The organism is Streptomyces kurssanovii (genome assembly GCF_040677245.1).
Lineage (GTDB): Bacteria > Actinomycetota > Actinomycetes > Streptomycetales > Streptomycetaceae > Streptomyces > Streptomyces kurssanovii.
Genome location: NZ_JBFAQK010000008.1, coordinates 108447 through 126926, shown reverse-complemented (window position 1 = coordinate 126926; position 18480 = coordinate 108447). Strand labels below are relative to the sequence as shown.

General features: G+C 71.8%; 17 protein-coding genes and 1 riboswitch. Of the genes, 7 read left to right on the top strand and 10 right to left on the bottom strand.

Annotation, left to right across the window (positions count from 1 at the left end):
* Positions 1–58: 58 nt before the first annotated feature.
* Both AB0K36_RS09310 and AB0K36_RS09305 read right to left on the bottom strand, forming a co-directional pair.
* Positions 59–1084, bottom strand: coding sequence for a hypothetical protein (locus tag AB0K36_RS09310; protein WP_364590536.1), 1026 nt, complete (start codon positions 1082–1084; stop codon positions 59–61).
* A gap of 116 nt (positions 1085–1200) precedes the next feature.
* A complete protein-coding gene (locus tag AB0K36_RS09305) occupies positions 1201–1407 on the bottom strand; it encodes a hypothetical protein (protein WP_364590533.1) in 207 nt (68 codons plus the stop codon).
* 521 nt (positions 1408–1928) lie between these two features.
* Here AB0K36_RS09305 and AB0K36_RS09300 point away from each other — a divergent pair.
* Positions 1929–3158 carry an MFS transporter gene (locus tag AB0K36_RS09300; protein ID WP_364590530.1) on the top strand — a complete coding sequence of 410 codons (1230 nt, stop codon included), beginning with the start codon at positions 1929–1931 and terminating at the stop codon, positions 3156–3158.
* Here the strand turns inward: AB0K36_RS09300 and AB0K36_RS09295 are convergent.
* The 5 genes from AB0K36_RS09295 to thrC all read right to left on the bottom strand — a co-directional run bounded on the left by AB0K36_RS09295 (position 3143) and on the right by thrC (position 9191).
* The gene (locus AB0K36_RS09295) at positions 3143–4654 is read right to left on the bottom strand and encodes an alpha/beta hydrolase (protein ID WP_364590527.1); all 1512 of its coding nucleotides are present in this window, start codon (positions 4652–4654) and stop codon (positions 3143–3145) included. The two genes, AB0K36_RS09300 and AB0K36_RS09295, sit on opposite strands and share 16 nt — an antisense overlap.
* A gap of 235 nt (positions 4655–4889) precedes the next feature.
* Positions 4890–6512 (bottom strand): chaperonin GroEL, encoded by a 1623-nt coding sequence (gene groL, locus AB0K36_RS09290; RefSeq protein WP_005315739.1) that lies wholly within the window; start codon positions 6510–6512, stop codon positions 4890–4892.
* Positions 6513–6914: 402 nt separating this feature from the next.
* Positions 6915–7118, bottom strand: a complete 204-nt coding sequence (locus AB0K36_RS09285) for a cold-shock protein (RefSeq protein ID WP_005315736.1) — start codon at positions 7116–7118, stop codon at positions 6915–6917.
* A 434-nt stretch (positions 7119–7552) separates the two neighbouring features.
* On the bottom strand, positions 7553–7828 hold the full coding sequence (locus tag AB0K36_RS09280) for a MoaD/ThiS family protein (RefSeq protein WP_283299638.1): 276 nt from the start codon (positions 7826–7828) through the stop codon (positions 7553–7555).
* A gap of 49 nt (positions 7829–7877) precedes the next feature.
* Complete coding sequence (thrC, locus tag AB0K36_RS09275) at positions 7878–9191, bottom strand: threonine synthase (protein WP_364590523.1); 1314 nt, start codon at positions 9189–9191, stop codon at positions 7878–7880.
* 17 nt (positions 9192–9208) lie between these two features.
* A riboswitch (SAM riboswitch) is annotated at positions 9209–9336 on the bottom strand.
* 173 nt (positions 9337–9509) lie between these two features.
* Here thrC and AB0K36_RS09270 point away from each other — a divergent pair.
* The 3 genes from AB0K36_RS09270 to AB0K36_RS09260 are packed head-to-tail and all read left to right on the top strand — an operon-like array spanning position 9510 to position 12517.
* Positions 9510–10478 carry a glucosyl-3-phosphoglycerate synthase gene (locus tag AB0K36_RS09270; RefSeq protein ID WP_364590520.1) on the top strand — a complete coding sequence of 323 codons (969 nt, stop codon included), beginning with the start codon at positions 9510–9512 and terminating at the stop codon, positions 10476–10478.
* A gap of 38 nt (positions 10479–10516) precedes the next feature.
* The gene (locus AB0K36_RS09265) at positions 10517–11002 is read left to right on the top strand and encodes a hypothetical protein (RefSeq protein ID WP_364590517.1); all 486 of its coding nucleotides are present in this window, start codon (positions 10517–10519) and stop codon (positions 11000–11002) included.
* Positions 11003–11059: 57 nt separating this feature from the next.
* Positions 11060–12517 carry an alpha,alpha-trehalose-phosphate synthase (UDP-forming) gene (locus AB0K36_RS09260; protein WP_364590514.1) on the top strand — a complete coding sequence of 486 codons (1458 nt, stop codon included), beginning with the start codon at positions 11060–11062 and terminating at the stop codon, positions 12515–12517.
* Here the strand turns inward: AB0K36_RS09260 and otsB are convergent.
* The 3 genes from otsB to AB0K36_RS09245 are packed head-to-tail and all read right to left on the bottom strand — an operon-like array spanning position 12514 to position 14943.
* Positions 12514–13368, bottom strand: a complete 855-nt coding sequence (otsB, locus tag AB0K36_RS09255; RefSeq protein WP_364590511.1) for a trehalose-phosphatase — start codon at positions 13366–13368, stop codon at positions 12514–12516. The two genes, AB0K36_RS09260 and otsB, sit on opposite strands and share 4 nt — an antisense overlap.
* A gap of 10 nt (positions 13369–13378) precedes the next feature.
* Positions 13379–13657 carry a DUF3263 domain-containing protein gene (locus AB0K36_RS09250; protein WP_364590508.1) on the bottom strand — a complete coding sequence of 93 codons (279 nt, stop codon included), beginning with the start codon at positions 13655–13657 and terminating at the stop codon, positions 13379–13381.
* 59 nt (positions 13658–13716) lie between these two features.
* Positions 13717–14943, bottom strand: a complete 1227-nt coding sequence (locus tag AB0K36_RS09245; protein WP_364590505.1) for an extracellular solute-binding protein — start codon at positions 14941–14943, stop codon at positions 13717–13719.
* A 333-nt stretch (positions 14944–15276) separates the two neighbouring features.
* Between AB0K36_RS09245 and AB0K36_RS09240 the strand changes: the two genes are divergently transcribed.
* The 3 genes from AB0K36_RS09240 to AB0K36_RS09230 all read left to right on the top strand — a co-directional run bounded on the left by AB0K36_RS09240 (position 15277) and on the right by AB0K36_RS09230 (position 18464).
* Complete coding sequence (locus tag AB0K36_RS09240) at positions 15277–16209, top strand: ROK family protein (RefSeq protein ID WP_364590502.1); 933 nt, start codon at positions 15277–15279, stop codon at positions 16207–16209.
* Complete coding sequence (gene nagA / locus AB0K36_RS09235; RefSeq protein ID WP_364590500.1) at positions 16209–17411, top strand: N-acetylglucosamine-6-phosphate deacetylase; 1203 nt, start codon at positions 16209–16211, stop codon at positions 17409–17411. The genes AB0K36_RS09240 and nagA overlap by 1 nt, the downstream gene beginning before the upstream one ends.
* Positions 17412–17528: 117 nt before the next feature.
* Positions 17529–18464: a 1-phosphofructokinase family hexose kinase gene (locus AB0K36_RS09230; protein ID WP_364590498.1), complete on the top strand. Its 936-nt coding sequence runs from the start codon at positions 17529–17531 to the stop codon at positions 18462–18464.
* Positions 18465–18480 lie beyond the last annotated feature (16 nt).

The window sequence follows — 18480 nt, the reverse complement described above, 5'->3', positions numbered from 1 at the left end:
GTCCGGCGCCGAGAACCTGAAGACCCGTGCGACGGCCCGCGCCAAGGAGCCGGCCGCGTCAGCCGCGCAGCGTCACCCCGTACCTGGTGCGCAGGCGCGCGATCTCCCACCACGCCACCGCCGTCACCGACGCCGGGCCGCCGAGGACCGCGCAGAACTGGACGGCCGGCGGCCCCGGCGGCGCTCCGGCCATGGCCAGGTTGATCGCCGCGAGTTCCCACACCAGGACGCCGGTGAGCAGAGCGGGGAGAGCCGCGTGCGCGTCGGCCGTGTTGAAGGCGGTACGCAGCGCCGTCGTGGACGCGAAGACGACGAAGAACAGCACCCACACCACCGGCAGCAGCAGCGCGAGCGTGATCAGCGGGCTGAGACGGCTGCTCTCGTAGCTCCGGGCGAGGAGCATCACGCCGGCGAAGAGCAGCGGTACGGCCGTGAAGGCGCCGAAGTACCAGAGCACCGAGCGGACCGCGGGCCGCAGCCTGGCCCGCATGCCGGGCCGTGCGTGCGGCGGCGCGAGCCGGAGGAGGACGAGGATCACCACGGGAGCGGTGAGGAGCAGCAGCCACGGCGTGACGACCAGCCGGAACAGATACTGGTCCTGCACCTCCGCCCAGTCCGCCTCGGTCCCGTACGCGGCGAGGATCAGGAAGGACGCGACCAGCGCGACCCAGGCCCTGGTCTTCTGCACACGCCACACCTCGGGGTCCTGGAACCGCCGGTAGCTGTGCGCGGGGAACCGCAGCCTCGCCTGACGGCGGGCGGACCTGGCCAGCGGGTAGCCCAGCAGCACCATCAGCGCGGGCCACACGCAGAGCAGGCCGATCACCCAGAGGCAGCCGGGCATCCGGCGCACATGCCGCAACACCTCGCCGAGCGGCGGCCATTCGTCCTGGCGGAGCTGCTGCCACAGCGACGGTGGCGGACCGTAGGGAGAGTACGGGTACGGCCCCGGGTGGGGCGGCGGTCCCGGATACGGGCCCGGCCCCGGATACGGCCCGGGCTGCGGCGGCACGCCCGGACGCGGCGGTACTCCCGGCTGCGGCCGCCCCGTCCGCCCGTACGGATCCTGTCCCCCGAATGTCACGCCTTCACCCTTCCTGGAGTGGTCCGCCGATCATTCCAGGAGAGTGAACTGCCGTGCACCGCCCGGTACATGGCGGGCCGGAACCACGACGGGCGGACGTCCGCCGGCCCCTTCGGTCACTCGTCGGTGCCGGGCCCCCGGAGCACGGCCGCGAGCCGCAGTGCGGTGTCCAGGTTGCAGCGGCCCAGTTCGATGAGCGGGTACGGCGCCTCGCTCGCCAGGGACACCACGTCCACACCCAGCGACGGCAGGGTCACCGACACCGCCGCCAGCCCGTCCCTGAGCCGGGCCACCGCCTCCTCGGTGACCCGCAACCGGTCCACCGGCCGCAACCCCTCCGAAGACGCCGACCGGTCCACCGACAGCAACCCTTCCGAAGACCGGGGCCTGTCCGCCGACCGCACCACTGCTGCCATGAGCACCACACCTCCGTGCCGCGTAACCGCCGGGTATCCCGATCTCCTCACCCGTGTGTCCGGGTGCGGCCCTGGCCTTCCGGAGCAAGTTGATCTTGGCGTTCCCGCCGCCGGTGAAACCGCATCACGCGCCATCCGCCGCGGCGTTCACCCGTCCGGCAGCGGCGCACTCGAAGCACGACCGGCGCACGGACACCGGCGGCCGGCACGGCCGGTCGTCACCCGCGCACGCGGCGGGTCACGAGGTCCGGAAGCCGTCGCACCCCCCGGAAACCACCCGCCCGACGACCGCCCCCGGGCGTAAACTGGTCCGCATGAGCCGACGACGACATTGATCCACCGCAGCGGGTCCTGGAACGGGCTGTCGCGGGCCGCCGCGCGGGTGAGCACCCCGCGTCCCCCGTCCGTTCCGCAGAAGGACCACACGCATGCTCACCGTTCCGTCATGCCCGCCGGACCCCCGTCCCCTGGGTGTCCGCCGCCTCGAGCGAAGGCTCTACACCTACGCGGGTCTTGAGGACTTCGTCCTCCTCTACCCCCTCTACGCCCTGCTCTTCGCCGAACACGGCCTGACCACCGCCGAGATCTCCTCCCTCTTCGCCATCTGGTGCGTCGTAGGCCTGCTGGTCGAAGTGCCGTCGGGTGTCTGGGCCGACGCGGTGTCCCGCCGAGTCACGCTGGTCGTGGGCCCGCTGCTGACCGCCGCCGGATTCGCGCTGTGGGCGCTGACCCCCTCCTACGCGGCCTACGCCGCGGGCTTCACGCTCTGGGCGGTCGGCGGCTCCCTGCGCTCCGGCTCCATGGAAGCCCTCGTGCACGACGAACTCGAACGGCTCGGCGCGACCGACCGCTACGGCCGGATCATGGGCCGGGCCGCCGCCTTCGGCATGGCCGCGACGGCGGCGGCCACGGCCGCGGCCGCGCCCGTGCTCGCCTTCGGCGGGAACGCGCTGGTGTGGGCGGGCAGCATCGGCGCCTGCCTGCTGTGCGCCGCGGCCGGCGCGACGCTCCCCGAGCACCGCGCCACCACCCGCCACGACACCGCCGAACGGCCGGGCTACCTCGCCACGTTGCGCTCCGGACTGGCCGAGGTGCGCGGCAGCCGTCCCGTCCGGCGGGCGATGGTCCTCGCCGTGGTGATCACGTCGGTCTGGGGCGTGCTGGACGAGTACGTACCGCTGCTCGCCGCCGCCACGGGCGTGGCGACGGAGACCGTCCCCCTGCTGGTGCTGGTGGTGTGGGTGGGCGTGACGCTCGGTTCGCTGCTGGTGACGGCAGGCGAACGGCTGTCGGTCCGGGCGACCGGGGCGCTGGTCGCCGCCGCGGCCGCGGCCCTCGCGGCGGGCGCGCTGTCGGGCACGCCCGCCGGATTCGCCCTGCTCGCCGTCGCGTTCCTCGTCTTCCAGCTCGCGGACGTGCTGGCCGACGTACGCCTCCAGGCCGCGATCACCGGCAGGAGCCGGGCGACCATCACCTCGCTGACGGGCCTCGGCACCAACATCGCCTCGCTGCTGGCGTACGGCGCGTACGCGGCACTGTCGCCGTACGCCTCCCACGGCACGGTCTTCGCGCTGCTCGCCGTGCCGTACCTGCTGGTCGCCGCCGCGATGGGCCGGCCGCGTCCGGCCCCCGCGCCGGCCGGTCAGGAGGCGCAGTAACGGTCCCGCGCCGGGCGCTCCCCGGTGAGCAGGAAGCGGGTCACGGTCGCGTCGCCGCACTCGTTGCCGTTGTCCACGTAGGCCCCGTGGCCGGCCGCGTCGACGACGACCATCCGCGCACGGTCCCCGAGGGCCGCCCGCATGTTCTTCGCGCCCGCGAGCGGGGTCGCCACGTCACGGTCGTTCTGGACGAGCAGGACGTTGGACGGGCCGTGCGGCGTGATGCGGACGGGCCGCTCGGTGGGGCCGAGCTCCCAGAAGGCGCACGGCATCACGTTGACGGGCATGCCGGCCGTCAGCGGGTGGCGCTCCCGGCTGTCGGCCACGGCCTTCTCGTAGGAGGCCTGGTCGTCCCTCCAGGCGTCCACGTCGTTGCAGATGGTCGCCGCCGACGCCGCGACCGTGTTCTGCATGGCCTCGTCCGCCGACGTGTTCGGGGCCGGCAGCTCGGCGCCGGAGCGGGCGGCGGCGATCACGCGGGCGACGACCGGGAACCGCCTCGGCGAGTAGAGGCTGTCGAGCAGCGTCTGGCGCAGCACGTTGCCGTTCAGTTCCTCGGGGTTGGCGCCCGGCCAGGGGATCGGCTCGCGGTCCAGGCGCGCGGCGAGGGCGAGGAAGAGGGGCCGTACCTCCTCCGGTGTCCCCGCCAGCCGGTCCGGGTTGGCGGGGTCGGCGGCCCAGGCGGCGAAGTCGGGGAAGACGTCCTCGACGCCGACCGCGTAGTTCGCCAGCCAGCCCCGCGCGACCCGCTCCGGATCGGGGTCGTCGTTGCTGTCGAGGACCCACCGGTCCGTGCGGTGGGGGAACATCTGCGCGTAGGCGGCACCGGCGTAGGTGCCGTAGGAGACGCCCCACGCGGACAGTTTCCGCTCTCCGAGCGCCTCGCGGATACGGTCGATGTCGCGCGCCTCGTTGCGGGTGCTGACGGTACGCAGGACCTCGCCGCCGTTCTCGGCACAGGCGTCGGCGAGGCGGCGGCCGGCGGCGACGTTGTGGTCGACGGAGCCGTCGGGGGCCGGCCAGGGGCGCAGGCGCTCCATGGCGAGGTCCTCGTGCGGGAGGTCGCAGCTGACGGGTGCGGACCGCCCGACGCCGCGCGGGTCGAAGCTGACGACGTCGTACGCGTCGCGCACCGACTGCGGCAGGGCCTTCCCCCGCCGTGAGGGCTCGTGCAGACCGGGGTTGCCCGGTCCGCCCGGGATGATCAGCAGGGTGCCGCGCCGGGCCTCGGGCTTCTCGCTGCGCAGCCGGGACACGGCGAGCGCGATGTGCGGGCCGCGCGGCTCGGCGTGGTCCAGCGGCACGGACACGGTCCCGCACTCCTGCCGCGGGTCCAGCCCGGTCCCGGGGCAGGGGCCCCACCGGACGGTCGACACGGGACGGCCGGTCGCCTCCGCGGACGGCGCGGGGAGGGCGACCAGCGTGGTCGCGAGGGCGGGCAGCGTCAACGCGACGGTGACGGCGGGACGGAGCCGGAACGTTCGGGTGATTGCCATGGCACGACCCTCCCGGATTTACGCTCCCGGCCCCACGGGACCAACTGCCGTATCCGGCAGGGGGTTTGCCCCACCTCGAGCCGGTCACCCCCAGGGGCGGACTCCGGGCCCACGTCCGCGCCCGGGCGCGGGCGTACGTCGTGCCCCGTGCGCCGCCGGGGAACGCCCGAGGGCGGCACCCCCGTGCAGGGGTGCCGCCCTCGGTGTGAAACCGGTCCGCCGATCCGCGAGCGGATCAGAAGTCCATGTCACCGCCCGGCATGCCGCCCGGAGCGGCCGCGGCGGCCTTCTCCGGCTTGTCGGCGATGACGGCCTCGGTGGTCAGGAACAGCGCCGCGATGGAGGCCGCGTTCTGCAGAGCAGAGCGGGTCACCTTCGCGGGGTCGATGATGCCCTCGGCGATCATGTCGACGTACTCACCGGTCGCGGCGTTCAGGCCGTGGCCGACGGGCAGGTTGCGCACCTTCTCGACGATGACGCCACCCTCGAGACCACCGTTGACGGCGATCTGCTTGAGCGGGGCCTCCAGCGCGAGCTTCACGGCGTTGGCGCCGGTCGCCTCGTCGCCCTGGAGCTCGAGCTTCTCGAAGACCGAGGAGGCCTGGAGCAGGGCCACGCCACCACCGGCGACGATGCCCTCCTCGACGGCCGCCTTCGCGTTGCGAACGGCGTCCTCGATGCGGTGCTTGCGCTCCTTGAGCTCGACCTCGGTCGCCGCGCCGGCCTTGATGACGGCCACGCCGCCGGCCAGCTTCGCGAGGCGCTCCTGGAGCTTCTCGCGGTCGTAGTCCGAGTCGCTGTTCTCGATCTCGGCACGGATCTGGTTGACGCGACCCTGGACCTGGTCGCTGTCACCGGCACCGTCGACGATCGTGGTCTCGTCCTTGGTGATGACGACCTTGCGGGCGCGGCCCAGCAGGTCCAGGCCGGCGTTCTCGAGCTTGAGGCCGACCTCCTCGGAGATGACCGTGCCGCCCGTGAGGATGGCGATGTCGTTCAGCATGGCCTTGCGGCGGTCGCCGAAGCCCGGGGCCTTGACGGCGACGGACTTGAAGGTGCCGCGGATCTTGTTGACGACCAGGGTCGACAGGGCCTCACCCTCGACGTCCTCGGCGATGATCAGCAGCGGCTTGCCGGACTGCATGACCTTCTCCAGCAGCGGAAGGAGGTCCTTCACGTTGCCGACCTTGGAGTTGACGATCAGGATGTACGGGTCGTCCAGGGACGCCTCCATACGCTCCATGTCGGTGGCGAAGTACGCCGAGATGTAGCCCTTGTCGAAGCGCATACCCTCGGTGAGCTCGAGCTCCAGACCGAAGGTCTGGGACTCCTCGACGGTGATGACGCCTTCCTTGCCGACCTTGTCCATGGCCTCGGCGATGAGCTCACCGATCTGGACATCAGCGGCGGAGATGGAGGCGGTGGAGGCGATCTGCTCCTTGGTCTCCACGTCCTTGGCCTGCTCGAGCAGGGCGCCGGAGACGGCCTCGACGGCCTTCTCGATGCCGCGCTTCAGGGCCATCGGGTTGGCGCCGGCGGCCACGTTGCGCAGGCCCTCACGGACGAGCGCCTGGGCGAGGACGGTCGCGGTGGTCGTACCGTCACCGGCGACGTCGTCCGTCTTCTTGGCGACTTCCTTGACCAGCTCGGCGCCGATCTTCTCGTACGGGTCCTCGAGCTCGATCTCCTTGGCGATGGAAACACCATCGTTGGTGATCGTGGGGGCGCCCCACTTCTTCTCGAGGACGACGTTGCGACCCTTGGGGCCAAGGGTGACCTTGACGGCGTCGGCGAGCTGGTTCATCCCGCGCTCGAGACCGCGCCGTGCCTCCTCGTCGAACGCGATGATCTTGGCCATGTGAAGTGGTCCTCCCGGACTGGGGTGGATTGCTTCGGATCGCATCCGGCGCCCGCGACGGACGGCCTGCGCGCCTTGTGGTTCCTTGCCCCACCAGGCTCACGGACCTCACCGACCCGATCCAAGTTCTGTCACTCTCACTGGGAGAGTGCTAACGCCAATGATTAGCACTCGACCCCTGAGAGTGCAAGCGCCTTCGAAGGCTCCATGAGGGCCGGCGGTCGGTGGGGACACCACCCGGGCGAAGCTCTGGGGGAGGGTGGACGCACGCGCGCCTCCGATGAAGGCTCGGCGGCCGCGGCGGTGTCCGGACACGCGTGAGGGGCCCGCTTCCCGGTGGCCGGGAGGCGAGCCCCTCATGCGTGAGTGCGTCGGTGGCCGATCGCGCCTCGATCAGTTGGATCAGACGGCGAGCTTGACCATGTCCGCCTGCGGACCCTTCTGGCCCTGCGAGATCTCGAATTCGACTCGCTGACCTTCTTCAAGGGTGCGGTATCCGTCCATCTGGATCGCGCTGTAGTGGACGAAAACATCCGCACCACCGTCGACCGCGATGAAGCCGTACCCCTTCTCCGCGTTGAACCACTTGACGGTGCCCTGAGCCATGCCTAACTCCCCTATTACTGGCCCTTGCGCAGGACCGCACTTCGCGGACCCGGGTCAGACCTCCACCCCAGCAGGAGGGGTGTGCGCCGGAACGCGTCGACCGCGGCTGAATGTATCTGCCCAACTGCCCTCTGCAACAGGTCAATCGGACGAGAAATCTGGGCAGGACCGAACGACCGATCCGTGTCAATTCATGGAATTCCGGGGCAAGTCGGGCCCGGCAAATAACGCCTAAGTGGCAATTCGATCGCATGGTTTGGCCGCATTCTTGCGGAACTTGAAGGCATTCTCGAGCGGCCGGCGAAGGGGGCTTCCCAAACTCTACCGCGCTCAACCATGCAGAATTGCCCCCTCCGCTTCTCTGGCGGAGGGGGCAATTCAGTAACTGCGGGTAAATCCCTGGGGAAAGCTTGGCGTCCGCTCCCCCGATACCGTCAGCCGCCGGCGACGGCGGGGATGATCGACACGCCCGCACCGTCCGGCGTGGCCGTCTCGAGGCCCTGCTCGAAACGGACATCGTCGTCGTTCACGTACACGTTGACGAACCGGCGCAGCTTGCCCTGGTCGTCCAGGACACGGGCGGCGATGCCCGTGTGGTTCTTCTCCAGGTCCGCGATGACCTCGGCGAGGGTCGCGCCCTCCGCCGGGACCTCGGCCCGGCCGCCCGTGTACGTACGGAGGATGGTGGGGATGCGGACGTTGACGCTCATGTTCGTCACCTCTCGGCGGAGTACGGCGTGGCAGTGCGGAGCAAGGTTCTCAGTGGGCGGCCAGGCCCGCGTCGCGGAACGCGGCCAGGCTCGGGCGGATGACGGCGGTCGCCTGCGAGGTCTCCGCGACGGCGTCGAGGGTCTTGAGACCGTCGCCGGTGTTGAGCACGACGGTGGTGAGCGCCGGGTCGAGCAGGCCCGCCTCGATCAGCTTCTTCGTCACACCCACCGTCACGCCACCGGCCGTCTCGGCGAAGATGCCCTCGGTGCGGGCCAGCAGCTTGATCGCGTCGACGACCTGCTCGTCGTTCACGTCCTCGACGGCTCCGCCCGTGCGACGCGCGATGTCCAGCACGTACGGGCCGTCGGCCGGGTTGCCGATGGCGAGGGACTTGGCGATGGTGTTCGGCTTCTGGGGCCGCACGACGTCGTGACCGGCCTTGAAGGCGGTCGACACCGGCGAACAGCCCTCGGCCTGGGCGCCGAAGATCTTGTACGGCTTGTCCTCGACGAGCCCGAGCTTGATCAGCTCCTGAAGACCCTTGTCGATCTTCGTGAGCTGGGAGCCGGAGGCGATCGGGACGACCAGCTGGTCCGGCAGCCGCCAGCCGAGCTGCTCGCAGATCTCGTACGCGAGGGTCTTGGAGCCCTCCGCGTAGTACGGGCGGAGGTTGACGTTGACGAAGCCCCAGCCCTCGCCCAGCGGGTCGCCGATGAGCTCGGAGCAGAAGCGGTTCACGTCGTCGTAGTTGCCCTCGATGCCGACGAGCTCGCCGCCGTACACCGCGGCCATGACGACCTTGCCCTGCTCGAGGTCGTGGGGGATGAACACGCAGGAGCGGAAACCGGCCCGCGCGGCGGCGGCGCCGACCGCGCCCGCGAGGTTGCCCGTGGAGGAGCAGGACAGGGTGGTGAAGCCGAAGGCACGGGCGGCCTCGAGGGCCTGGGCGACGACCCGGTCCTTGAAGGAGTGCGTCGGGTTGCCGGAGTCGTCCTTGATGAAAAGGCCGCCGGTGACGCCCAGTTCGCGGGCGAGGTTGTCGGCCTTGACCAGCTTGGTCCAGCCCGGGTTCAGGTTCGGCTTGTCGGCCACGTCGGCCGGGACGGGCAGCAGCGGGGCGTAGCGCCAGATGTTGGCCGGGCCCGCCTCGATCCGCTTCCGGAGCTCTTCGGGGCTGCCGCTCGGCAGGTCGTAGGCGACTTCGAGCGGCCCGAAACACTCGGCGCAGGCGAAGATGGGACCGAGTTCGAAACGCTGTCCGCACTCGCGGCACGAGAGTGCGGCGGCGGGGCCGAGGTCCACGGAGGTGGACGCGGTGGCGGAGGTGCTGGTGCTGGTGCTTGCGACGGTCTGCGCAGCCATGATGGCGAGGCCCTTTCTCCTCATCTTCCTCGTGACGCACTTCGCCACGAGACGGAATTGGCACCTTCCCCACCGTGACCTCGCGGTCGGCGGGAGGGTTGCCGGGGCTTCAACGGGCCGTTCCCTCTGCCCCTCTGGATGAGCGGTATGGCTCCGGACGTGCGGTCCGGGCGTTTGTGTGCTGGGACCCCCCGAGATGCGAGGGTCCTTCGCGTTGCTCAAGACTGTAACCGAAGCCCCGGACGCTTGAGATAGTCGTCCGACCCGCGAGATGGATCACACGACCGACTGTCGATCGACTGTCAAGGGAGACGCGAAGTGCTCGATGAGGTGGCCCGCTGGCTGAGCCGGCGCTCCTGGTCCGCGTCCGACCGCTCCCTCGAGAGGCTGATGTCCGCCAAGGTCAGGCAGGGCACGACCGTCAGCGTCGTGCTCCCCGCGCTGAACGAGGAAGCGACGGTCGGAGAGATCGTCACGATCATCCGCCGGGAGCTGATGGAGAACACCCCGCTCGTCGACGAGCTGGTCGTCATCGACTCGGCCTCGACCGACCGCACGTCGGAGGTGGCCGCGGCCGCCGGGGCCCGGGTGGTGCACCGTGACGCGATACTGCCCGGCCTGCCCGCGGTGGCCGGCAAGGGCGAGGTGCTGTGGCGCTCGCTGATGGCGACGGGGGGTGACATCGTCTGCTTCTGCGACGCGGACCTGCGCGAATTCTCCGCGGACTTCGTCTCCGGCATCGTCGGCCCGCTGCTGACCGAGCCCGACGTCCAGTTCGTCAAGGCCATGTACGACCGCCCGCTGGGCGGGGGCGCCGCGCCCGGCCCCGACGGCACACCGGCCCAGGGCGGCCGGGTGACCGAGCTGGTGGCCAGGCCGCTGCTCAACCTGCACTGGCCGCAGCTCGCCGGGTTCGTGCAGCCGCTGGGCGGCGAGTACGCGGCACGGCGCTCGCTCCTGGAGCGGCTGCCCTTCCCCGTCGGGTACGGCGTGGAGCTCGGCCTGCTGGTCGACTCGCTGAACCTGGTGGGCCTGGACGCGCTGGCCCAGGTCGACGTCGGCACCCGCAAGCACCGCCACCAGGACGGGCAGGCGCTCGGCAGAATGGCCGCGACGATCTATCGCACGGCCCAACTGAGGCTGTCCCGCCCGCACTTGGTGCGCCCGTCGATCACGCAGTTCGAGCGGGTGGGGAACGGGTTCGTACCGCGGACGCACCCGGTGGACACGGAGGAGCGCCCGCCGATGCTCGAGATCGGTGAGTACGCGGCGCGTCGCGCCGCATAAGCAGGACTCACCGGTCATTTTGCCTACATTTCCCATGTATGGGACTTATGGGATTTCTTGTTCTGTCGTTCCCCGGATCCCCGGGCAGTCGCGGCAGGCACCGCAAGCAGACGCCCTCCGGCGGCACGGAACGGCTGACCCGGCTCCTCGGCACCCTGGCGGTCACCGCCGCCGCGGCGTTCGGACCGGCCGTCCCCGCGGTGGCGGTGCCGACCGGGCCGGCGGCGCCGGGAACGCTCCCCGGTGAGCGGCCGGCGCACCGGGCCGCCCCGGACGCCTCCGGGCAGCGCACGGACGGCGGGGCCGCGGACGCGGACGCCGCGGCCCGGGACGCGGGCGGCCCGGAGGGGGCCGCGGGCGGGGCCGAGGGCCTCCACGGCGGGGAACCGGTCCGTCACGTGGAGATGGCCCGCACCGGCGGCACGGCGGAGCAGCTGTGGCTGCTGGGCGGCGTCGCGCTGAGCCTGACGGCGGCGGGCATCGTCGCCGTGGCCGCCACCCGCGGCCGCCGCCGTGACCACTGACCTGCGCGGGGCCGTACGCACGTTTGAGCTTTTGCGGTACGGGCTAGATTTCGGCACATGGTCTCCGACGCAGCCCAGATCCTCGTCGCGTCCAACCGCGGCCCTGTCTCCTACGAGCTGAACGAGGACGGAGAGCTCGACGCCCGCCGCGGTGGTGGAGGACTCGTCTCCGGCCTGTCGGCCATCGGCTCCGACGCGCAGTCGCTGTGGGTGTGCGCGGCCCTCGGCGACGGCGACCGCGAAGCGGTCCGGCGCGGGGTCGGCGAACCCGGTGTGCGGATGCTCGACATCGACGCCGCCGTCCACGCCGACGCGTACAACGGCATCGCGAACTCCGTGCTGTGGTTCGTCCACCACATGCTGTACCAGACTCCCCTCGAGCCGGCCTTCGGCCGCGAGTTCCGGCGTCAGTGGGGCGCGTACCGGCTCTACAACCGGGCCTTCGCCGAGGCGCTCGCCGCGGAGGCGGCCGACGACGCCGTGGTTCTCGTGCAGGACTACCACCTGGCCCTGGTACCGGGAATGCTCCGCGAACTCCGCCCCGATCTGCGGATCGGCCACTTCTCGCACACCCCGTGGGCGCCCCCCGAGTACTTCGCGATGCTGCCCGGCGACATCGCGGAGGAACTGCTGCTCGGCATGCTCGGCGCCGACCGGCTCGGGTTCCTGACCAAGCGGTGGCTGCGGGCCTTCCAGAGCTGCGCCACCGCCGTCCTCGCGCCGTACGACGGGACGTCGCTGTGGCCGAAGGACAACGAGCCGAGCTTTGAATTCCGGATCCCCGGCCGGGGCCGCCACCGGACCCGGCTCGGCGTCCACGGGCTGGGTGCCGACGCCGACTTCCTGCGTGAGCGTGCCGCGCGCCCCGATGTCGACGAGCGGATGGCCGCCCTGCGGGCACAGGCGGGCGAAGGCCGCCGGACGATCGTGCGCGTCGACCGCACGGAACTGTCCAAGAACATCCTGCGCGGTCTGCAGGCCTACCAGGAACTCCTGGAGGAGCACCCCGAGTGGCGCGAACGCGTCGTGCACATCGCGCTCGCCTACCCCTCGCGCCAGGACCTCGAGGTCTACCGCCACTACACGGCGGAGGTCTCCCGGCTCGCCGACGAGATCAACGCCCGGTACGGCACGGCCGGCTGGACGCCGGTCGTCGTGCACGTCAAGGACGACTTCGCCCGCTCGCTGGCCGCCTACCGGATGGCCGACGTGGCCCTGGTCAACCCGATCAGGGACGGCATGAACCTGGTCGCCAAGGAGGTGCCCGTCGTCACCGACCTCGGCTGCGCACTGGTCCTCTCGCGGGAGGCCGGCGCCCACGAGGAGCTCGGCGACGACGCGATCACCGTCAACCCGTACGACGTCAGCGGCACGGCGGCGGCGCTCCACGAGGCGCTGACCATGTCCGCCGACGAGCGGGCCGAGCGCTCCAAGCGCCTGGCGGCGGCAGCGACCGCGCTGCCGCCGCGGCAGTGGTTCCTCGACCAGCTCCAGGCGCTGCGCGAGGAGGGTTAGACCCGCCGGGCGAGGGCGGCCAGGAAGTCCGCCAGCTGCGCCGGCCCCGGGAGCACCAGGTCGGCGCGGTCGGCCAGTTCGGGGACCTCGTTGCCGCTGCACACCAGCAGGCCGGGCACGCCGTCGGAGCGCAACTTCTCGACGGCGCCGTAGGCGGCGAGGTCGCCCAGGTCGTCGCCCGCGTACAGCACGGCCCCGGCGCCCACCTCGCGCACGTACTCGGACAGCGCGACGCCCTTGTCGACGCCCGGCGGGCGCAGCTCCAGGACCATGCGTCCGGGCTCCACGATCAGGCCGTGCCGGGACGCGAGCTCGGCAAGGGGCTCACGCAGGGCGTCGAACGCGGCCTGCGGGTCCGCGGCGCGGCGGGTGTGCACCGCGACGGCCCGGCCCTTCTCCTCGATCCAGGTGCCCTGCCAGGCGCCGATCCGGTCGAGGAAGCCGGGGAGCTCGGCCCGCACGGCCGCGACCCCGGGATCGGGGGCCGGCGCGCGTACGGTCCCAGTGACCGCGTCCCAGCGCTCCGCGCCGTAGTGCCCGAGGACGACGAGGTGGTCAAGACCGGTGACACCGGAGAAGCCGCCGTAGCGGACGGCGACCCCGGCCGGGCGGCCGGTGATCACCGCGACCGAGGCGACCTTCGGCGCGAGCGCGGCCAGCGCGGGGACGGCGCGCTCATGGGCGCGCGCCTGCTCGGGGTCGGGCACGATCTCGGCGAGCGTGCCGTCGAAGTCGAGTGCGATCACGGCCTGCCCGGGCCGTTCGAGGAGTGCCGCGAGGCCGTCACGGCCCGCGGGAGTGGACGGCGTCGGCATGGAGTCTGCGGCTTCTGCATACGGGGAGCTGCCCATGCCGTCGACCCTAGCGGCGACTTCTCCTCGCGTCCCTCACACGGCGAAGCCGGTTGACCGTGATTGGGTCGTGGGCGAGGGCACGCGCGTCGTCGAGCAGGGCGTTGAGCAGCTGGTAGTAGCGGACCGGGGAGATGCCGAGCTGCTCCCTGACGGCCCGCTCCTTGACGCCGGGGCCCGGCCAGGAACGGCGTTCCATGGCCAGGACGGCCCGGTCCCGCTCGGAGAGCTCCTGAGCGCCGGGCCGGTCGCCGGCCTCCTGCTCCTCAGGCGCCTGGTCGTCGGTCATACGATCCAACATATCGGTGCCCACCGACGCCCGTACCGGCCTGTGGAGAGGCTCCGCAGTCACTCCGCGCTCTCGGCCGCCCTGGCGTCCTGGGAGATCCGGTCCAGCGTGCGGGCGGGGCTGCCGCCCGGTCCCACGGCGTCGCCGATGTTCTTCTTGATGTTCTCGCTGGCCGAGGCCCACGACGTCTTGCCCACCGGCGGCAGCACGGAACCCGGCAGCACCTCCAGGAACTCCTTGAGGTCCGCGTGATCCGGGTCCTTCTTCATCTCCTCCTGGGCGGAGACGGTCACCGGCAGCAGATCGTTCTGCCCGGCGAACTCCAGGACGTTCTCGTCCGTGAAGAGGAAGTCCAGGAACTTGCCGATCTCCGCGCGGTGGCCGTTCTGCTTGAAGCCCATGATCCAGTCGGCCACGCCCATCGCCGTGTCGGCGGCGCCGCTCCTGCCCGGGAGCGCGACCTTGCCCACGTCGATGCCCGCCTTCTCCGCGGCCTGGAGCAGCGAGGGGTGACCGTTGAGCATGCCGACGTCGCCCCGGGTGAACGCGGCGAAGGCGTCCTTGCGGTTGAGCTTGCCGGGGGCGACCGGGCCGGTGAGCTTCTCGTCGACCAGGTTCTCCTTCAGCCACTCGAAGGTGTCGATGTTCTGCTGGGAGTCGATCGCGTACCTGCCGAGCTCGTCGGTGTAGCCGCCACCGCCGCTGAGCAGCCACATCATCGTCTCGGCCTGGGCCTCCTCGGGGCCGAGCGGCAGCGCGAAGGGGTAGTCGACGTCGGTGTTCTGCTTGAGCAGCTCCGCGTCCTCCTTCAGCTCCTCCCACGTTCCGGGGGCGCCGCTGATCCCGGCGTCCTCGAAGAGTTCCTTGTTGTAGAAGAGCAGCCGGGTGGAGGCGACGAACGGCAGTCCGTACTGGGTGCGCTTCATCTCGCCCGCGTCGGTCAGCGGGGGCAGGAAGTTGGACTGGACGGGGATGGAGAGCATCTGGTCGGCGGAGTACAGCTTGTCCGCCGCGGCGTAGTCGGCGTAGGCGCCTATCTGCGCGATGTCGGGGGCCTTGCCCGCCTTGACCATCTCGGCGACCTTGCGGTCCACGTCGTTCCAGGACTCGATCTGGACGTCGACCGTGATGCCGGGGTTCTCCGCCTCGAAGGCGGCCGTCAGATCGGCCCAGTACTTCTTGCTGCTCTCACCGCCGGCGACGTCGTAGTCGGCGGCCACCAGCTTGAGCGTGACACCGTCCCCGGAACCGCTGGAGCTGCCGCAGCCCGCGAGCGAAACCGTCATTCCGAGTGCGGCGACAGCCGCTGTCAGACCCAAGAAGCGCCGCTGCACAGCTCTTCCCCACCCTCTGCTACCTAGTACGTGTTGTCCGTTTGTCCCAGTCGGTCCCCCGCGACGTCCTGTGAGATGAGGAGCGATCTTTCCCCATCCGGCGTACAAGGTCTACACCACTGCGGTCTCACTTTCACAACGCCCGCACGGCCCCGCGCGGGGCATGGGGCGCGCGGGGAGCGCCCGTGGCGGGCCCCGCGCCCGCCCCACCCGGTTTGTATGGCGTGGCAACAATCTCGGCGAGTGGACTAGACCTTTACCCGTTCCACGCGCCAGACTGTTCCCGTGAGACACGTCATCGCCCTCGATGTGGGCGGCACCGGTATGAAGGCTGCCCTGGTCGGGGCGGACGGCACGCTCCTGCACGAGGCACGGCGGCCCACCGGGCGCGAGCGCGGGCCCGACGCCGTCGTGGAGTCGATCCTCGGCTTCGCCGCCGATCTCCGCGCCCACGGCCAGGAGCACCTGGGGCAGGCCGCCGAGGCCGCCGGCGTCGCCGTGCCCGGCATCGTCGACGCCGAACACGGCATCGCCGTCTACGCCGCCAACCTCGGCTGGCGCGACGTCCCCATGCGGGAGTTGCTGAGCAGCAGGCTCGACGGCGTCCCGGTGGCGCTCGGGCACGACGTGCGCACGGGCGGCCTCGCTGAGGGCCGCATCGGCGCCGGCCGGGGCACCGACCGGTTCCTGTTCGTCCCGCTCGGCACCGGCATCGCGGGCGCCATCGGCATCGCCGGCACCATCGAGGCGGGTGCCCACGGCTGCGCCGGCGAGATCGGCCACATCGTCGTACGGCCCGGCGGCCCCGCCTGCGGATGCGGGCAGCGCGGCTGTCTGGAGACACTGGCCTCCGCCGCCGCCGTCACCCGCGCCTGGTCCGCCGCCGCCGGTGACCCCACCGCCGACGCCGCCGACTGCGCCAGGGCGGTCGAGGCGGGCGACAAGGCGGCGACCCGGGTGTGGCAGGAGGCGGTCGACGCACTCGCCGACGGCCTCGTCACCGCGCTCACCCTGCTGGACCCCCGCACGCTGATCATCGGTGGCGGCCTCGCCGAGGCCGGGGAAACCTTGTTCTCACCCCTTCGGGCGGCCGTAGAGGAACGTGTGACGTTCCAGAAGCTGCCCACGATCGTCCCGGCGGCCCTCGGGGACACCGCCGGATGCCTGGGCGCAGGGCTGCTCGCCTGGGATCTACTCGCCACGGAGGTAACCGCCTGATGGCCGCCAGCGCCGCTCGCGCCACGAGCACGGTCCACGCCAGGAGCCCGCACCACCCGCCGAGCACTGTCCTGGCCGGTGCCCGGGTGGTGCTGCCGACCGGGACCGTCGACAACGGACGCGTCGTCGTCGAGGGCACGAAGATCGTCACGGAAGCCTCCACCGCGGAGGCCCACGTCCACGACCTGTCCGGCCACTGGGTGGTCCCCGGCTTCGTCGACATCCACAACCACGGCGGCGGCGGAGCCTCCTTCACCTCCGGCACCGCGGAGGACGTCCTGCGCGGCGTCATGACGCACCGGCGGCACGGCACCACCACACTCGTCGCCTCCACCGTCACCGGCGACATGGACTTCCTCGCCCACCGGGCCGGCTTCCTGTCCGAACTGGTCGAGCAGGGCGACCTCGCGGGCATCCACTTCGAGGGGCCCTTCATCTCCCCGTGCCGCAAGGGCGCCCACAGCGAGGAACTGCTCCGCGACCCCGACCCGGCCGAGGTCCGCAAGCTGATCGACGCCGCCCGCGGCACCGCGAAGATGGTCACCCTCGCCACCGAACTGCCCGGCGGCATCGACTCCGTACGGCTGCTCGCCGAGCACGGCGTGATCGCCGCGATCGGCCACACCGACGCGACGTACGAGCAGACCCGCGAGGCCATCGACGCCGGCGCCACCGTCGCCACGCACCTGTTCAACGCGATGCCGGCGCTCGGCCACCGGGCACCCGGCCCGATCGCGGCGCTGCTGGAGGACGAGCGGATCACCGTCGAGCTGATCAACGACGGCACGCATCTCCACCCGGCCGCGCTCGAGCTGGCCTTCCGCAGCGCCGGCGCCGGCCGGGTCGCGTTCATCACGGACGCCATGGACGCCGCGGGCTTCGGCGACGGCCGCTACCAGCTCGGCCCCCTCGAGGTCGAGGTCAAGGACGGTGTGGCGCGGCTGGTGGAGGGCGATTCGATCGCGGGCTCCACGCTCACCCTGGACACCGCCTTCAAGCGGGCCGTCACCGTCGACCGCATCCCGGTGGAGGACGTCGTCGCGGCGATCTCCGCCAACCCGGCGAAGCTGCTCGGCGCGTACGACAGGGTCGGCTCGCTCGATCCCGGCAAGGACGCGGATCTGGTGGTCCTCGACGCCGACTTCGCCCTCAAGGGCGTGATGCGTCGCGGCGAATGGATCGTCCGCCCCGAAGCGGGCTGACGGCGCGGCACCTCACGGCAGGCGGTTGGACACCGGGTCTTGGGCCAACCGCCTTCCGTTTGGCATGATCAGGACCCGTACGAGCACGGCAAACGCGTTCTTCGGGGGTGTCCACGGGTGATCCTTACGGTCACGCTCAACGCCGCCCTCGACATCACGTACAAGGTGGCCGCCCTCACCCCGCACACCACTCACCGGGTCGGCGAGGTCGTGGAACGCCCCGGCGGCAAGGGCATCAACGTCGCCCGCGTGCTCGCGGCCCTCGGCCACGAGTGCGTCGTCACCGGCTTCGCCGGCGGGGCCACCGGGGCCGTGCTGCGCGGGATGCTCGCCCCGCTCGCACCGCACGACGCGCTCGTCGAGATCGCCGGCACCACCCGCCGCACCATCGCCGTCACCGACGGGACCAGCGGCGACACGACGCAGCTGAACGAGCCGGGACCGACCGTCCTGCCCGAGGAGTGGACCGCCTTCCTCTCCTCGTACGACTCCCTCCTGCGCGACGCCGACGCGGTCGCGCTGTGCGGCAGCCTGCCGCCGGGCATCCATGTCGGCGCGTACGCCGAGCTGGTGCGCCGGGCGCGCGCCCGCCAAGTGCCCGTACTCCTGGACACCAGCGGCGAACCGCTGCGACGCGGCATCGCCGCCCGGCCGGATCTCGTCAAGCCCAACGCCGACGAACTCGCGCAGCTCACCGGCTCACGCGAGCCGCTCCGCGCGACCCGTGACGCCCGCCGCCGCGGCGCGCACACCGTGGTCGCCTCGCTCGGCCCGGACGGGCTGCTCGCCACCACCCCGGACGGCACCTGGCAGGCCGCCCCGCCTGAGCCGGTGAGGGGCAACCCGACGGGCGCGGGCGACTCGGCCGTCGCCGGCCTGCTCTCCGGACTGGTCGCGGGACTTTCCTGGCCGGAACGGCTGTCCCGGGCGGTGGCCCTCTCCACGGCGACCGTGCTGGCCACCGCGGCGGGCGAGTTCGACGCGGCCGCGTACGAGCGGCTGCTGGGGCGGGTCACCGTCGTCGAGCACACCCAGGCCGCCTCCGGGAAGTGACCGCGCGGGAGCCGGA

Excerpts from the sequence above, each read along its gene's own strand:
- AB0K36_RS09300 (WP_364590530.1), top strand. The coding sequence starts at position 1,929 with ATGCTCACCGTTCCGTCATGCCCGCCGGACCCCCGTCCCCTGGGTGTC.
- AB0K36_RS09295 (WP_364590527.1), bottom strand. The coding sequence starts at position 4,654 with ATGGCAATCACCCGAACGTTCCGGCTCCGTCCCGCCGTCACCGTCGCG.
- groL (WP_005315739.1), bottom strand. The coding sequence starts at position 6,512 with ATGGCCAAGATCATCGCGTTCGACGAGGAGGCACGGCGCGGTCTCGAG.
- AB0K36_RS09285 (WP_005315736.1), bottom strand. The coding sequence starts at position 7,118 with ATGGCTCAGGGCACCGTCAAGTGGTTCAACGCGGAGAAGGGGTACGGC.
- AB0K36_RS09280 (WP_283299638.1), bottom strand. The coding sequence starts at position 7,828 with ATGAGCGTCAACGTCCGCATCCCCACCATCCTCCGTACGTACACGGGC.
- thrC (WP_364590523.1), bottom strand. The coding sequence starts at position 9,191 with ATGGCTGCGCAGACCGTCGCAAGCACCAGCACCAGCACCTCCGCCACC.
- AB0K36_RS09265 (WP_364590517.1), top strand. The coding sequence starts at position 10,517 with ATGGGACTTATGGGATTTCTTGTTCTGTCGTTCCCCGGATCCCCGGGC.
- AB0K36_RS09260 (WP_364590514.1), top strand. The coding sequence starts at position 11,060 with ATGGTCTCCGACGCAGCCCAGATCCTCGTCGCGTCCAACCGCGGCCCT.
- otsB (WP_364590511.1), bottom strand. The coding sequence starts at position 13,368 with ATGGGCAGCTCCCCGTATGCAGAAGCCGCAGACTCCATGCCGACGCCG.
- AB0K36_RS09250 (WP_364590508.1), bottom strand. The coding sequence starts at position 13,657 with ATGACCGACGACCAGGCGCCTGAGGAGCAGGAGGCCGGCGACCGGCCC.
- AB0K36_RS09245 (WP_364590505.1), bottom strand. The coding sequence starts at position 14,943 with ATGACGGTTTCGCTCGCGGGCTGCGGCAGCTCCAGCGGTTCCGGGGAC.
- nagA (WP_364590500.1), top strand. The coding sequence starts at position 16,209 with ATGGCCGCCAGCGCCGCTCGCGCCACGAGCACGGTCCACGCCAGGAGC.